This is a genomic window from Pseudoflavitalea rhizosphaerae (assembly GCF_003991355.1).
Lineage (GTDB): Bacteria > Bacteroidota > Bacteroidia > Chitinophagales > Chitinophagaceae > Pseudobacter > Pseudobacter rhizosphaerae.
The window spans coordinates 275907-291710 of sequence record NZ_RCSU01000003.1 but is presented as its reverse complement, the minus strand read 5'-3'; the positions used below and the strand labels follow the sequence as shown (position 1 = coordinate 291710).

The window sequence follows — 15804 nt, the reverse complement described above, 5'->3', positions numbered from 1 at the left end:
ATGTCTTTCTATTTTATAAGCACTTAAATCAACAGTTATGTTCAACACTAAGAAAACCCTGGCAGGGATCCTGCTGGCTGTAATAACTATGTTCTCATTTCCTCAACAAGCTAAATCTCAAAAAATGACAGAAGGTGTAAAAAATATTGTGCTGGTGCATGGCGCATTTGCCGATGGTTCCAGCTGGGCAAAAGTGATCCCGCTGCTGCAGGCAAAAGGATACAATGTAGTAGCAGTACAAAATCCGCTCACATCACTGGGTGATGATGTGGCCGCAGCCAAACGCGCCATCGCTTCTATGAATGGCCCTGTATTGCTGGTGGGCCATTCCTATGGCGGAATGGTGATCACGGAAGCAGGCAATGATCCCAAAGTAGTGGGGCTGGTATATGTATGCTCACTGGTTCCCAATGATAACCAGTCGGCCGTAGACGTAACATCAGCATTCCCTCCTGCGCCTGGTAGCGGCGAATTCCAGGTAGATGCCAGCAATTTTATCACACTATCCAGTAAAGGCATCCATCAATATTTTGCGCAGGACCTGAAAAAAGTAGAAAGGGATGTGGTGCATGCCACACAAGTGCCCTGGACAGTAAAAGGTACTAACGACAAGATCACAAAGGCTGCCTGGAAAACAAAACCATCCTGGTTTTTGATCGGGCTTGAAGACCATATGGTGCCCCTGGATCTGGCGCGCGCAGAAGCAAAAATGATCAATGCTACCGTGCTTGAACTGAAAGCAAGCCATGTGCCGATGGTATCGCAACCATCCAAAGTGGCCAGCTTTATTGCAGGTGCTGCCCAGAAATTGTAATCTTTCGCTTGAGCTATACAGTTATCAATTTTTTATTCATCAGTAAAAACAAATCAAAATGCAAGAATTCTTAATTGCTATTCACAGGGACCTCACCGGAAAGAATCCGGTTCCCTCACCAGATCAGATGCGCGATGCGCTGAAACCTTACCAGGAATGGATCGCAGGCATTGCTGCCGCTGAAAGGCTGGTAGCACCTGTGAAGAGATGGGATGTGGAAGGAAGAGTGATCACCGGCGCAGGTGATGTAGCTGAAGGTCCTTACGCTGAGAAACATAAATCGATCGGAGGCCTGTTCGTGATCAGGGCTAATGACTACGACGAAGCTGTTGAGATTGCCAGAAAATGCCCCATCATTCAATATGGAGCAATAGTTGAAGTCAGGATGGCGATCCCTGCCGCTTAGTGCTCAAGGTTGATTGGGGCTGACAAAAAAGGCTGTTACATTTCATTTCGCTGTGCCCACTCGCTCGCCTCCCGGCGAGTGAGTTTTGTTCCGTCGCCTCCGGCGACACAACGCTCGCCGGGAGGCGAGCAAATATAAGTCACTCGCCGGAGGCGAGCGACTGCCAGCTCCCCGCTCTTTTTAGTCAGCCCCATTTCCCCTGCCATTTTTTTGATTTTTCCATTTGTTGAGCCATGCCAGGTTCCGCAACCTGTCTCTGAAAGCTGCGGCGCCGATCGCTGAATTGGAACAGATCATGAAGGAGGCGTCAGGCCGGCCATTGGTGAAATGAATACAGGCAAGATTGTATCCTATGATGAGGAGGACCCTGAATAGGGTATGCCAGTCACGCCGTGTATAATACCTGAAGAGCTGCTTCTTATTGTAAGTAGTTAGTTCCCTGTAGTGCTTTGCATCTTCTTCCAGATTCCTGGCAAGTACGCTCTGCGTGGCAGTATCGATATTACCGCTTGCTGCTACTTGCCGCAGCAACTCAACAGAGGCGTAATTGGGCTCCCTGAAGAGCGGGGAATTTTCACTTTCCTGAAGTTCAAATCTTTTACTGTCCATATAACAGTGATCATTAAATGAATTAATACTTGAACAATGGGTCCATCCGGCAACTGTTTTGCCGTTACAATAAGTTTAATGTCAGTTGATCTTGCTTTGAAAGAAAGGAAATTGAAAGGAGTGCTGATGCATTGAATGCCCTAACCTTATGCTTTTTTTGTGCCTGTTTTGCCGGCTGCAACTGATGCAGCCCTGGTCTTCGTTGAACGTGGCGTTTTTCCAGTTTCGATCTGGTATCTTTCCCGGCCCACTGGTCGACGGTGTTTTCTTTCAGTTTTATTATGTTCCTCCTGGTTGTCCAGGATCTGGCTGAATTCCTCATATGTAATACCCAGGGCATTTTTGTAAACCTTAATTTCGCTATGCCTGAACATACCAGGATTTTCCACTCTTGACCAGATGGTGTCGGAATTACTGTCTATGAATTCGCCAACAATGGCAGGGCCGATCATCTTCACCATCAGGTACAGGAAGTCTTTCTTCTTCCTGGTTTCATTTGTAGTCACCTCCTTGAAGGTGTCAAATGCTGATTGTGGTTTGGACTTCGTTCCTTTGGCCATAACACAAAAATGCGAAGTTTGTCTATTCTTCTATCATACAACGTCATAAGCTTCTTTTTTAAAGATTATTGTACTGAATTCCATTTTTACACTTTTTAAATAGAAAAGCTATTTATAGACCCTTCCCCGGAAGGGCCTGAAAATCAGACCCTGTGGGATATTTATCATTCAGTTAACTTTTTGAAGTCCCATTCTGTTGTCATGAGTTTGTACCATGTTGTAACTTTACATTCCTTATCAATGCTAAGTTCCTGTCGGCCATTTCTTCTGCTGCTGTAGTTATATCAATTCATTCATCTAAAAATTTAAGTACATGAACAAGATCCTATCTTGCTTCCGGAAAAGTCTGTTGCCCGTAATAGCGGTGGTTGTAGCAGGAGTATTGTTCTCGGCCTGTCTGAAGGATAATGATGGCGACAATTCCCAGATACCTGCGGCAGGCCTGATGGCATTCAATCTTGCGCCAGACCAGCAATCGCTCGTGATAAGATTATCCGGTAATTCACTCACAAATTCACCATTGGCATACCAGAGTTTCACAGGTGTTTACCAAAACATTTATACTGGTAACCGTTCGGTAGGTGCATTCGATTATCTTTCTTCAACACCACTGGTTGCTTCCAATCATAGCTTCGAACAGGGAAAGTATTATTCTCTTTTCGTGGTGGGACTGGATAGCAATTACAGGAACGTGATCTCTACAGACAATTTCGACAGTCTGTCTGCTTCATCCGGCAAAGCATTTGTGCGTTATATCAATGCAGTTATAGATTCTGTGAATACAGCCAATGTGACCATCACATCAGGTGGCAGCTCTGTGGTGAACCACAATGCTGCGTATGCAACAGTTAGTGAATTCAAAGAAGTAGCGCCCGGTGAGATCACCATTGCAGTGAAAAGCAATAATGGTGTGGATGTGAACAGGACCATTTCCGTGGAAGCTAAAAAAGTGTACACAATTCTACTTTCCGGTGTACCGGGAGCAACCGATGAGAATACTAAAGTGCAGATCAAATTTGTAACGAATGGAACATTGACAGATGATCCGTCGAAGAGTTAATCAAATCATTCAACAAATAAGGGGCTGACTAAAAAGGTTGTTACATTTCATTTCGCCGTGCCCACTCGCTCGCCTCCCGGCGAGTGAGTTTTGTTTAGTCGCCTCTGGCGACGCGGAGTTCGCCGGAGGCGAACAAATAGAAGTCACTCGCCGGAGGCGAGCGACTGCCAACTCTCCGCCCTTTTTAGTCACCCCCTTTTATGGACTGTCTGGAGCTGCTGTGGGCGGGCCTTTCAGGCCAAGGTCCTTCAGCCGGTGGCGGATCTTTCTCATGAATCCTTTGCCGGGGTCGGTTTTGACTGTCCGGTAATTCTTGTCTTTTTCTTTCCAGATGGGATCGCCATCAAACAGCGTGTATTCATAATGCCCGATCACATATTCGATATCATATTTCTTTTTGAGATAGCGTATCAGCGCTTCGTTGGATTTCAGCTGTGCGCGTGTGAGTGGCTCCTTATTGCTGCCTACATTTTCAACACCGATGGCGCAATAGTTCAGCCCGATCACATGCCTGGCAAAAACAGTATCTGGCAATTGCCTGAAAATAGTGCCATCACGGTCTATCAGGTAATGCGAAGAAACATTGAGATTGCCTGAAGCGGCTATGTCTTTTCTCCCGCCTTTCAATGTGGGCGCATAGAATGCATCGTAGGATTGTTCCAGCGATGGTATGGCTGTCCAGTGCAACACCACCATCCTGGGCTGGATGGTGGGTTTACTGGTTTTGATACCATGACGTTCTTCCATATAAGCGAGTGAAAGCTGTTTCCTTTCTTCATCGAATACGATCGGCTTTTCAAGCACCCTGAAACTGGGACGTGAGCAGGATGCAAGGCCCGCCGAAGCTGCCAACAGAACGATCGATAGTAGTTTCATCATTGCCATCAGGGTTTATCCCACCATAGTGGCGTGAGCAGTCTGTATTTTTCTGAATTGTCGCCAACCGCTTCGGGATTCCTGTTCTGTTCATTGGTTTCATAAACCATACCGCGGATCCATTGGCTGTTATTGGCTGCATCGAAGATCACTGTGTTGATATTGGCTGGCCTGCGCAATGAGGGCCCGTAGATATCGTTGCTGTAATCCATTCTGCGCATATCCACCCATGTTTCGGGGTTCAGGCACTGTGTGATATACTTCTGACGCATGATATGGCTGAGGCCCTGTGTAAGGTTATCGAAATGATCTTCGAGGTGATCGGCATTCTGTGCACTCCAGTAGGCATTGATATCTCCTGTGCTCACACCGAGTTTACGCATGTTTGCGCTTACTCCTTCCCGGTAGGCATTGAGCGCTTCTGTTTTTTTGTTGGAACGAAGGTTTGCTTCCGCTTCAATCAGCTTCACTTCGGAGTAGGTAATGAAAGGGAAGGGAGAGGTCACATTGGTGTAAAAGCCACTCCTGCTGAAGGGTCCATAATCAGCTGCATTGGTGAAACTGCCTGTTCCGTCCATGCCGCCGGCCAAACCTGCGCCAGATCTGAGACCTCTGTATTCACCATCGGAAGGCGCCGGTTGCATGATTTTGTGGATCCTGGGATCCTCATAGGGCGTTTCCGTTACAGGGAATTTGGTGAGCATGTTCACGAAGAACTGCGTCCAGGTGAAATAGCGGGGATCGGTTGCGCTGGTAAATCCGCCCCAGCTGGAGAATGGGTTCTCATCCGTTTGTTGCGCGCCCGCGATATAGGGGAACTGTGCATCCATGCCATCTGCATTGAAGGCATTGCCGCAGGCTGTAATGATGGCTGCGGGATCATACAGGCTGCCTTTTTTGGAGAGGTGATTGAGGTATCTCGCTTTCAGGGCCCATGCAAAACGGGTCCATTTGTTCACATCTCCATTGAACATGATATCGCCACCGCTGTAGTTGAGCGGCGTGTTATTAGACATGCCGAAGAATTTAATAGCTTCTGTCAGCAAAGAATCGATGTATTTATACGCAGTCTGCTGATCATCCATTTTAGGCTGCAGTTTGATCTGCGAAACGCCGTCATAATAATCGCTTGCCACGATGGAACCGTATTGGTCAGCCAGCATGCCCAGGTTCATGGCCAGCAATACGGAGCCTGCACCTGCGAAATGATAATTCTGTTCTTTCTTGCCGAGCACGATCAGGTCTACACAGTTGGGCATTGTGAATACGTAGGCATTCTGCCAGAAGAAGTAGCTGGCAGTAAAGCGCCAGGTTTCTGCATTTCGGTTAGAGCCGGTGGTTAGTTTGGTGGCGCCGTATTGCATTACGCCAACCATTTCCCGGGCGCCTCTCCACATGGAGGAGCCATTGGAAGTGGTAATCGCTCCAATCAGCCTGGTATGCGCCGGTATCTGCGTGGGGTTGTTCGGGTCTTTATTTACATCGAGGAATTTTTTACAGGAGCTGAAAGGACCCGCCACTGCCAGAAATGATACAACTAATATGATATGATTGATTGTTTTTTTCATGATCCTGAATTTTAGAACGTTACTTTCAAACTGAAATCGAAACCACGTGTTGCAGGGATACCCAGGTTGTCGAAACCGAAGGAACCGCTTCCGCCTACACCTGCACCGCTGCCTGATACTTCAGGGTCCACGCCTGAATAGTCAGTGATGAGTATTAGGTTACGGCCGGTAATGGAAACCATTGCCCTGCTGAAAGGTGTTTTACCCAGCCACTTTGCTGGAAGACTGTAATTCAGCGTTGCATAACGTAAACGATACCACGAACCATCTTCCACAAAATCATATCCCTGGAATGGATAGAGGGTTTCATAAAAGTTCTGGTCCAGTACAACACTCTGGGTATTCTTGTTTCCTGAAGATTCGATGATGCCATCAAATACCTGTGTTGAGCCACGGTTTAGCGTTTTGGTACTGAGGCCAGACCTTACAAGATAGTTTTCTGTAGCATTATAAATATCTCCACCAACTCTCAGGTCCCACATGAAGGTCAGTGAAAAATTCTTGTAGTTGAGCGTATTGGTGATACCTCCCAGCCAGTCGGGGTTTCTGTCTCCGATCTGTTTCAGGGTGGATTGTACTTGCGGATAGCCGGCATCTGTAAGGAGCAGTTCTCCGGCGGTATTGCGTTTCCAGACGTTACCATTGATACCGAAGAGGCTTCCGTTCAGGAAAGCGGCGCCCTGTGCTACATTGCCTGCGGCCCAGGCATCAGACAGTTCAACGCGGTCCAGGCTTCCGGGTAATGATTTCACAGTGGCTTTATTCCTGGCAAAATTCAGGTCCACTGTCCAGGAGAAATCCTTACTCTTAACAGGAGTTGCGTTGAGGATCACTTCAATGCCTTTGTTCTCGATGGATCCTCCGTTCAGATAAGAAAGGAATGAGCCTGAAGTGGGTGGAGTCCTGGTGCCCAGGATCTGATCGTCAGACAAAGTGCGATAGTAGGTGAAATCCAGTCCCAGCCTGTTATCGATAAACCTTGCTTCTGCGCCGATCTCGATGGAATTGGTGAACTCCGGGCGAAGTGAAGGGTTGCCATAGAAATTATTGGCATTGAGAATGAATCCGCGGGGATTGATGGTAAATGTATTGGTCACATTGGAAAGGGTGGTGGCCAGCACATGTGGAGGCGCATCTTTACCTACCCTTGCCCAGGATGCGCGGACCTTTGCATAGGAAAGCACTTTACCTTCGCGCTTCATGCCAAATTCATCCAGCAGGTCAGTTACTATCACGGTGCCGCTCACTGCAGGGTAGAAGAAAGATTGTGCATCTACCGGCAGGGTGGAAGACCAGTCGTTCCTGCCTCTTACATTCAAATAGGCGATCCCTTTCCAGTCGATACTCAGATCACCGAAGAGGCCCACGATCCTTCTTCTTTGGATGGAGCCGGAGGTGAGGCGGTCGCTTGGTAAGGTATTGTTGATGCTGGGAAAGCTGGGGTCGATGAAGTTACGTCCGTAAGCGAACTCGGTATTTGATTGGAAGCTTTCTACGTTGTTACCAACGGTAAGGCTCAGGTTGAAATCTTTGATCGAGTGTTTTCCCGTGACCAGCAAGGTGGAAGTAGTGATCTGATTCTTGCGGGTGGAGTTGGCGATGGCTCCTTTTTCTTCACCGATGATGGTTGTACCTGCGCCTCTTACACTGGAGAAGGAACTGGTGAAATAATCCGTTCCGAGGCGGTAGGTAACGTTGAGGAATTTGAAGGGGTCATATTCCACATTACCGATGAAGAGCATCCTGTCTACTTTTTCAGAAAGCGGGTTGTGCTCCACACCCCAGTATGGATTGTCTGTTCCCACGATAGTGCGTTGTGTTCCGTCTGCATTGAGATAATTGCGCATATCATCATTCCTGGGCCAGAAGATCACGCCCATCATGGTGCCGCCTCCGCTGGTGGTGGTGGAGGAAGTTTCTGATACACCTTTTCCCTGCAGTACATAACCTCTGTCTGTATGCGAATAACTGGCGTTGCCGCCAATCTTGAATTTGCTGCTGAGGCGTGAGTCGGCAGCAAGGCGGAAGGATTTCCTGGAGAAGCTGGTGGAAGGAACGATACCGTCCTGGTCCAGGAGAGAGGCAGAGCCAAAGAAGGTGGAATTATCTGTTCCCCCGCTGACGGAGATATCGTGTCTTTGTGCAAAACCGGATTTGAAGAAGTTACCGAGATTGTCGTAGATCGGTTCTCCCTGACCAAAAGTGGGACCCCAGGAGCCGATGGCAGCGGGGTCGTAAACGCCCTGCTCACCCTGCTTGTATATGTTTTGCATATCGGGTAAGCGGCTTACTTTATCTGTTGAGAGCGTACCTGAATAGTTCAATGTGGCTTTTCCTGAAGCGCCTTTCCTGGTGGTGATGATCACTACGCCTGAAGCGGCGCGCAGACCATATAGTGCTGCTGCGGCAGGGCCTTTCAATACAGTAATACTTGCAATGTCTTCAGGATTAATATCTATAGCCCTGTTGGAAGGTGGTGCGCTGCTGGCTACCATATTGTTGCCCTGGGTAATGGCGGTGCTGTTGTCCATGGGTATACCATCGATCACATACAATGGCTGGTTATTGCCACTCAGTGAAGTACCGCCGCGGATCAGCATGATGGATGAAGCTCCGGGTGAGCCGCCGGAATTGGTGATCTGTACTCCTGCTACCTTTCCCTGCAGGGCATTCACGATATTGGGTTGATGTGATTCTGTGATAGCCTGGCTCTTTACTTCCTGAACGGAATAGCCCAAAGCCCTTTTCTTTTGCGTTACACCGAATGCCGTAACCACTACGGCAGTTTCAGTTTTGTCATCGCCGGTAAGTTTGATGGAAAGATTGACTGTACGGGAAGACACTGTTACTTTTTGGGATTCGGTAATATAACCAACAAAAGAAACTTCGATGGTGTAATTACCCGGTTCTACGGCATTGAAAACGAATTTACCATCAGCACCGGTACTGGTGCCGCGGTTGCCGGGATTCAGTACTACCGATGCGCCTGCTACAGGATCGCCTTTATCATCGGTGACGATCCCATTGATCTGTTGTGGTGGTGCAGGCGTACGATGATCATCAATGGTGATACTGATCACTTTGTCGCTGATCATCTTGTAACGAAGCCCGATACCGGGCAGGAGCTTGTTGAGCACGCTGCTTACCGGTTCGTCCACTGCATTCACATCCACTTTCTCATTTACTGGAATAATGGATGCGCTGTAAAAGAAATGATAGGCTGTTTGCTTTTCGATCAGCCGGAAAAATTTCTCCAGGCTGACCTGTTTTGCTTTCAGCGTCACTTTGGCGTCCTGTCCATTTACATTTGCAACTACTTGTAGACTGCATGCTAAAAGAAAAATGGCGGTGAGTCTCATAGTCAGAAGCAGTTTTTTCATTGCATTGCGGGCGGGTGCCTGTCCTGGGACTTTGCAATTTTGCATACCTGATTTGGTTTATAGTTAACAATAGAAGCAGGATGAGGGTTATCCGGTCTGCTTCGTACAAATTCCGAAAGGGTGTGAAAGTGCATTCCTTTTGTTTATTTGTACAGTATCAAAACTGTATTGTCTTCTACTTTTCTGAACTTCAGCATTGGAATGGAAAACTGCATACTCTCCAGCACTTTATCCAGTGGTTCCGTTTCAAAGCTTCCTGTACACGTGATTGGTTCCAGTTCAGGTGATTCTATGATGGTTTTTATGCCATACCATTTTTCAATCCTGGCAGCAACGGAGCTAAGGGGTTCATTATCGAAAACAAGTCTGTTCTCCATCCAGGCTATTTCGGAGATGCTTCCCAGTTGGTTTTTCTTCAGGCTGTCAATTTGGATGTCATGGGGGACTATAGCGACGCTTTTCTTGCCTTGTACTTCTTTTTTATTGGTGCCGGCCTGTTTTTCAACTATCAGCTTTTGATAAGGCACCAGAATAAAGCGGTGTGCTGCACCTTTATTTTTTTCCGGGACAGTTATTTCCACTTTTCCCCTTAGCAGCGAGGTTACTTCCGCTTTTTCTTCAGGATACGCCCTTACATTGAAGGCCGTGCCCAGTACGCTAAGCTTCATAGCGCGGGTGTGGATGGTGAATGGAAGGGATGCTTTGGGGGCGATATCGAAATAAGCTTCTCCTGTGAGATGGATTTCCCGGTTGGTTTTGTTGAAGCCTTCTGTGATGGAAAGATGGCTGCCGCTGTTCAGGATCACCTGAGAGCCATCGGGCAATCTGAAGTTCAGCTTTTCCCCTAACTGTGTTTTGAAGGATCTATTCTTATTGAAAAAAGAATGGTCGCCTGAAAACAGCCATACTGCAGACAAGAGGAGTATTACTGCTGCTGCGGCGAGTGGCCATATCTTTTTCAAAAAGGGTTTTCGGGGAGTGACCTGTACGCTGATTGCGTTTTCTTGCAGGTCCATTAACTTTTTCCAGCTGCGATTTGCGTTTACCGATTCAAACCTGCACAATTGGGCTTCGAGAAAATCTGGATCATTCAGGTTGTGGAAGAGAGTGGCATTCTCTTCTGAAGCCTGTATCCATTCAGTAAGCCGCACAGATTCGGTTTCTGTGAGGTCACCCGACAGGTGTTTTGTCAATAGTTCTACAACCTGCTTTGTTTGCATCGGTAAAGCATGGAGTGAAATAATCAGATCTTCTCATGAAAGAAGACACGCAAAAAGAGCATTCATCCAAAACAGCTGGTAAATTTTTTTATTGGAGAATGAAAATGATCAGTATAAGATCGATGAGCTGCTGTGCTCTCTTCCAAACCTTTATCCTGAGTAATTGGATGGCCCTGGCTTTTTGGGTCCGGGCCGTTTGGGGGCTGATGCCTAATGATCCTGCAATTTCATCGGAGCTCATGTGCTGCAGGAAATAGAGTTTGAAGATGGTGCGGCATTTATTGGGTAGGTTTTCCATCTCCCGGTAAATATGAGAAAGCAATTCGAGCATGATGATCTCTTGCTGGCTGTTATCTTTTTGTGAGGAAGCTACTGCTTCAAGATAGAGGAACTTTTCTTTGGCGAGGGTCCGCTGTTTATTATTACGGTTTGCGTTGAGGGCTGCGTTTCTTGTTGAAGTGTAGAGAAAGGCTGCAATGCCTGAACTGGATTGGAACTCAATCCGCCTGTTCATCATCTTTTGAAAAACTATCACTACCAGGTCTTCGGCCTCCGGCATATTGCCGGTAATATTTTCTGCATACACACAAAGAGCCCTGAAATGCCGGTCGAAGAGTAATCTGTCGGCCCTCTGATCGCTTCTGTGAAAAGCATCGATCAGTTCTGTCTCGGTTGGCAGATAGTAGTTCATTCTCAGTTTTGGTGGGCAACTTGTTGCCTTCTACAATTTATGGAACTTATCTGGAATTCTCCGCTGTTCCACTAATTGGCGTAATAGCCGGAAATAATGGAGGAGGTGTGGTGGGGGCATCACTGGAGTTTTGGGGGATGGTCGTTGCCAGGCGATTTTTTTCTCTCCGGGAAGGTAAAAGTCATTATCGGTGAAACTGAACTGTACATGAGAATAGATTCCAATTCCACGGATCTCACTGCTTTGGCGCGTGTCGAAATTGGTTTTTCCATAGAATTCAGGCTCCCGTAAATAACATTCCTGTATAAACGCAGGATTGTTATTGGCCCAATACCCGGTCGATGTCCATCCTTGTCCTTTTTAGTTGCCGGAATTGGAGATTTTTCGAACTATTTTCTCAATGATTTGAAATTGTTAGCCAATGGAGTAACCTGGTTAAAGTTTGCCCCTGCACGGCACAAGCAGGCGATAATGGCCGATCATTCAATTGCCAAATGAACAACAGCAGGCGCAACTATAACCATCATTGAAGTAATAATATTCAAAATCGAAGTAATAGCAGTAGCCATAAAAATAGACTGAATACACATACCAGTAGTAAGCACCTGCCAGTAATGCCGTCAGCAATATAATCTTTATCAATAAATAGGTACCCGTATGATGCTGCTGTTTCATGTGGTGGGCAATGCCAAAAATATCTTTTGTATTCATCCTTTATGTTTCATCTTTCCCTTGAAGAGGTCAATAAATCCATGAAATACCAGTACAAATGGATTGTTACTGACAAACCCTGTAGTTATCCCGTATTGCACTTTCTCGGTTTCGGGTTGATACGTTCCAAATAACCTGTCCCATATCATTAGCACACCGCCGAAATTTTTGTCGATATACAACGCATTGCAACCATGATGCACACGATGGGCGGATGGCGTATCTAATATGCCTTCGAGCGGCTTTATTTTACCCACTGCCTCGGTGTGCATGAAAAACTGGTACAGAAGGTTCAGTCCTACCGATAATGCAATCATTACCGGTGGAAATCCAAGCAGTGCCATGGGGGCATAAAAAAATGGAGTGACGATGGCAGAGAACCAGTTGAGCCTGTAAGAGGTAGTGAGGTTCATGTACAAACTTGAATGATGCACTATGTGAAAGGCCCAAAGCGGTTTCCAAACATGTGATGCCCGGTGAAACCAGTAGTATACGAAATCGGTAAAAATAAAAGTGAGAAGGAACAGCAAAAGTCCGGGATCAAATTCAAATAAGCGGTGCCGGTAGAACCACGACAGGATACCTATCTGCAAACCTGCAAACAGCAGTTTCGACAATTGAAATCCTGCCATGATGCCCAGGTTGCTGAAAGTGTCTTTCACCTGGTACATTTTTCTATCGTTTCGCCAGCTCCAGATCATTTCTGCTATGATCAGGATGAGTAGCAGCGTTGTGATCCACAATCTGTAGTTTGATGTTTGCATAGTATAGTATTGTTAGTGGCAGATAACAGTTTTATTTACGATTACTGTCCGTTGAGGTGGTTTTACATACACTACAACTGGTGCAGGTCTTACCAATACGGGCCTGGTGGTTACAAAAACATGCGTGGGTCTCACCACCACTTTTACAGGCGGAGGCACTACCACTACACGACGTACAGGCCGCCTTACGATCACTGTCTGTGCTTTTACTTCCATGGCCAGCATACTCAATGCTATCATCAATGAAATACCTGTCTTTTTCATACAGTAAAATTTGTTCAAAAATAGGAGGGGGATCAGGGCCTGAAAACAGGAAACCATATGAGAAGGCCATATTGGCCGATGAAAAAAATCCATTCCTGTGCATTCGTATTTCATTTTGTCCTTTTCATGGCTGGCCTCATCCTTTCCGCCCGGCAATTTGGTATGTTTGTAGTATGAAGAAGTTTTACCCGGTCACAGGACTGGTAATATCATTTTTTATTGCATCGATGGGATATGTGATGCGGCTGAACCGGGAGGATATCGGTGCATCGGTCCTGACATTTTCTTCTTCATTTGTGAATTCCTTTTTAAGCTGGTTGTTCATACAATATGTGTTGACGTGGAGGAAACCGGCAGGTTATGGCTGGAAAGCTGTGCTGGCCATTGCCGGATGTATGATCATTTCGCTATTCCCTTTTACTATTACACGCCATTTCGCGGAAGTACAGGACCGGGTGGATGCCTTACCGAGGGGCATACAGGCGGTGAATTTCCTCTTGCTGATGCGAGGCTTGGTTATTGGAGGTTTTTTATATTTTATTGCGTACCTGTTGCGGATGTCTGCCAGGAGGCGGCAATCTGAACTGGAGAACGAACAGTTGAAAAAGGAAAACCTGCAGGCCAGGCTCAGCCTTTTACAGGAACAGGTGAGTCCGCATTTCCTGTTCAATTCACTGGGAACATTACGAAGTATGCTGCATGAAAGAGCACCGAGGGAATTCATACAGCGGCTTTCCGAAGTATACCGGTACCTTTTGAACAACCGGATGGCCGACCTGGTGGCGTTGCAGGAGGAACTCGACTTTACACTGGCTTACCTGCATATATTGAATGAGCGGTTTGAAGATGCATTGGTGACTCATGTAGAAATTGCTGATGGCGACCTTCGAAAGCGGCTTCCACCCGCCAGCCTGCAATTACTGGTAGAAAATGCCGTGAAGCACAATGTAGCAACGGCCGGTTCTCCACTCAGCCTTAGTATCCGAACGGAGGAGGGAGACTGGCTGAAAGTGACCAATTCTGTTCAGAAGAAAAACAAGGCAGGGGAAAGCCTGGGCAGTGGGTTGAACAATATCAGGGAACGTTACCGGCTGCTGGCTGGTCTGGATATTGTTGTGGAGGAGACAGCTGCATCTTTCAGCGTTCGGATTCCTTTGTTAAGCTCATAATTATGAATATACTGATCATAGAGGACGAGGCAAAAACAGCCAGGGAGCTGAAAGCTATGGTGCAGCGGCTTGACGACAATCTTGTTGTGACAGGTATGGTCCCTTCTGTAAGAGCAGGTATTGACTGGTTAAGGAACAATCCTTCTCCCCGGTTGATACTTTCGGATATCCAGCTGGCCGATGGCCTGAGTTTCGAGATCTTTCAATCTGTAGAGATAACATGCCCTGTTATCTTTTGTACAGCTTTCGATAGTTATGCCATAGAAGCGTTCAATTCCTACGGTATCGACTATCTTTTAAAGCCCGTTGATGAGGATAAGCTGGCCGCCAGCCTTCAGAAATATGAAAGGATGAAGGAGTGGATAGCACCAAAGCGGGACATCGATTACGGGCAGCTGGAAACAGCTCTTTCAAAATTGCATACAGGATATAAAAGCGGTCTGCTGGTTTACAGTAACGAGAAGATCATTCCCATAAGGACCACCGACATCTTGTTTATCCATTCTGCCGGTGGTAATGTAAGAGTGTATACGAGGAATAAACAAAGCTTCCCGATCAGTGAAGTATTGGATGAGCTGGAACCGCAATTGGACCCCAACCAGTTCTTCCGGGCTAACCGTCAATATCTGGTAAACCGGGAAGCGGTGGTGATGGCCGAGCATTTTTTCAACCGCCGGCTGGTATTGAAGTTAAATGTGGAAACTCCGGAGCAGATCATCATCAGTAAGATGAAGGCTCCGGAGTTGATGGCATGGATGCAGCGCTGAAGAGATCTTATTCCAGATTGAATTGCTGGAAGAATGTCCAGATCAGATCATTTGCATTGATCACCTGTGAAGGTACATCCGCTTTGGCCCTTACCTGTTTGCCACCAGGCCAGGCATGCCCACCGTCCTGCGTAACATAATGTTCAATAATAGCCTGTCCGTTACCGTTAGTCCATTTCAATTGTTTATATCTTTCATCGTCCACTACCACCGTTGCATCGGGCATGCAGTTATTGCGTAGTGCCCAAACATTCAATACGGAGTCTGTAGGTGGAAAATAATAACCGAGTTCATTGGTGCCACCATGATAAGGAACTATCCTGTCGTGTACGGAATGCAGTTCAAGGATTGGCACGGGGCGCTGCTGATTGGCAGGCGGAGTATACACCATGGAGGCGCTTACGGGAGCGATGGCGGCTATTTTATCCGGCAGGTCTGCGGCAAGCCTGTAGGTCATCATACCTCCGTTGGACATACCGGTTACATAAACCCGTTTGGGGTCGATATTAAAATTTCCGGTCATTTTATCGATCAACTGGCTGATAAATGATACGTCGTCGATGCCATTCTTCATGGCAAAATCACAGCAGGTACCGGCATTCCAGGTGCGCAGGCGCAATACGCCATTGCTGGCCACGCCATTGGGATAAACCGCTACAAAGCCAGCCTGGTCTGCTTTTTGGGAGAACCCGTAATCTTTTTCGAACTGGGCGGCATTGCCTCCTGTACCGTGCATTGCGATCACCATAGGGAATCTGGAGCTGGTATCAGAATAATAGGTGGGTGGCAGGTTTACCAGGTAGCTGCGGCCCATCCCGTTCACAGATAGCATGGCTTCAAAATGCCGCGGCGGAGGTGCTGTATCCTTGTCGCAACCCGTGGTCATGGAAGACACACAGAACAGGGAAGCAGCTGTTATCAGGTCAGTTAAGAATTTCATTTGTA

Annotated in this window: 16 protein-coding genes; 5 read left to right on the top strand and 11 right to left on the bottom strand. The window is 47.0% G+C overall.

The window, feature by feature from the left end:
* The first annotated feature begins 37 nt into the window (after positions 1 to 37).
* Together D9Y29_RS06990 and D9Y29_RS06985 are read left to right on the top strand one after the other, a co-directional pair.
* Entirely contained in the window at positions 38 to 814 is a 777-nt protein-coding gene (locus D9Y29_RS06990) for an alpha/beta fold hydrolase (protein ID WP_127126393.1), read from the top strand.
* 58 nt (positions 815 to 872) lie between these two features.
* Positions 873 to 1220, top strand: coding sequence for a YciI family protein (locus D9Y29_RS06985; RefSeq protein ID WP_127126391.1), 348 nt, complete (start codon positions 873 to 875; stop codon positions 1218 to 1220).
* 180 nt (positions 1221 to 1400) lie between these two features.
* On the opposite strand, the gene D9Y29_RS06980 is transcribed toward D9Y29_RS06985, so the two are convergent.
* On the bottom strand, positions 1401 to 1829 hold the full coding sequence (locus D9Y29_RS06980; protein ID WP_127126389.1) for a hypothetical protein: 429 nt from the start codon (positions 1827 to 1829) through the stop codon (positions 1401 to 1403).
* Between the two features lie 146 nt (positions 1830 to 1975).
* Entirely contained in the window at positions 1976 to 2389 is a 414-nt protein-coding gene (locus tag D9Y29_RS06975; protein ID WP_127126387.1) for a hypothetical protein, read from the bottom strand.
* Positions 2390 to 2702: 313 nt separating this feature from the next.
* On the opposite strand from D9Y29_RS06975, the gene D9Y29_RS06970 reads away from it, so the two are divergent.
* Positions 2703 to 3449 (top strand): DUF4397 domain-containing protein, encoded by a 747-nt coding sequence (locus D9Y29_RS06970; protein WP_127126385.1) that lies wholly within the window; start codon positions 2703 to 2705, stop codon positions 3447 to 3449.
* Between the two features lie 198 nt (positions 3450 to 3647).
* Here D9Y29_RS06970 and D9Y29_RS06965 read toward each other — a convergent pair whose 3' ends face one another.
* The 8 genes from D9Y29_RS06965 to D9Y29_RS06930 all read right to left on the bottom strand — a co-directional run bounded on the left by D9Y29_RS06965 (position 3648) and on the right by D9Y29_RS06930 (position 12923).
* On the bottom strand, positions 3648 to 4328 hold the full coding sequence (locus D9Y29_RS06965; RefSeq protein WP_127126383.1) for an N-acetylmuramoyl-L-alanine amidase: 681 nt from the start codon (positions 4326 to 4328) through the stop codon (positions 3648 to 3650).
* 5 nt (positions 4329 to 4333) lie between these two features.
* On the bottom strand, positions 4334 to 5893 hold the full coding sequence (locus tag D9Y29_RS06960; protein ID WP_127126381.1) for a SusD/RagB family nutrient-binding outer membrane lipoprotein: 1560 nt from the start codon (positions 5891 to 5893) through the stop codon (positions 4334 to 4336).
* Between the two features lie 11 nt (positions 5894 to 5904).
* Positions 5905 to 9252 carry a SusC/RagA family TonB-linked outer membrane protein gene (locus tag D9Y29_RS06955; protein WP_164735303.1) on the bottom strand — a complete coding sequence of 1116 codons (3348 nt, stop codon included), beginning with the start codon at positions 9250 to 9252 and terminating at the stop codon, positions 5905 to 5907.
* Between the two features lie 164 nt (positions 9253 to 9416).
* A complete protein-coding gene (locus tag D9Y29_RS06950; RefSeq protein WP_127126377.1) occupies positions 9417 to 10493 on the bottom strand; it encodes a FecR family protein in 1077 nt (358 codons plus the stop codon).
* A gap of 88 nt (positions 10494 to 10581) precedes the next feature.
* Positions 10582 to 11184, bottom strand: a complete 603-nt coding sequence (locus tag D9Y29_RS06945) for an RNA polymerase sigma factor (RefSeq protein ID WP_127126375.1) — start codon at positions 11182 to 11184, stop codon at positions 10582 to 10584.
* Positions 11185 to 11667: 483 nt separating this feature from the next.
* The gene (locus tag D9Y29_RS06940; protein ID WP_127126373.1) at positions 11668 to 11895 is read right to left on the bottom strand and encodes a hypothetical protein; all 228 of its coding nucleotides are present in this window, start codon (positions 11893 to 11895) and stop codon (positions 11668 to 11670) included.
* A complete protein-coding gene (locus tag D9Y29_RS06935) occupies positions 11892 to 12659 on the bottom strand; it encodes a sterol desaturase family protein (protein WP_127126371.1) in 768 nt (255 codons plus the stop codon). Before D9Y29_RS06935 ends, D9Y29_RS06940 begins: the two co-directional genes overlap by 4 nt.
* 12 nt (positions 12660 to 12671) lie before the next feature.
* Positions 12672 to 12923 (bottom strand): hypothetical protein, encoded by a 252-nt coding sequence (locus D9Y29_RS06930; RefSeq protein ID WP_127126369.1) that lies wholly within the window; start codon positions 12921 to 12923, stop codon positions 12672 to 12674.
* 173 nt (positions 12924 to 13096) lie between these two features.
* Between D9Y29_RS06930 and D9Y29_RS06925 the strand changes: the two genes are divergently transcribed.
* A complete protein-coding gene (locus tag D9Y29_RS06925; protein WP_164735302.1) occupies positions 13097 to 14092 on the top strand; it encodes a sensor histidine kinase in 996 nt (331 codons plus the stop codon).
* A 2-nt stretch (positions 14093 to 14094) separates the two neighbouring features.
* On the top strand, positions 14095 to 14859 hold the full coding sequence (locus D9Y29_RS06920; RefSeq protein WP_127126365.1) for a LytR/AlgR family response regulator transcription factor: 765 nt from the start codon (positions 14095 to 14097) through the stop codon (positions 14857 to 14859).
* A gap of 7 nt (positions 14860 to 14866) precedes the next feature.
* Here the strand turns inward: D9Y29_RS06920 and D9Y29_RS06915 are convergent, their stop codons facing one another.
* Positions 14867 to 15799 carry an extracellular catalytic domain type 1 short-chain-length polyhydroxyalkanoate depolymerase gene (locus D9Y29_RS06915; RefSeq protein WP_164735301.1) on the bottom strand — a complete coding sequence of 311 codons (933 nt, stop codon included), beginning with the start codon at positions 15797 to 15799 and terminating at the stop codon, positions 14867 to 14869.
* Positions 15800 to 15804: the final 5 nt, after the last annotated feature.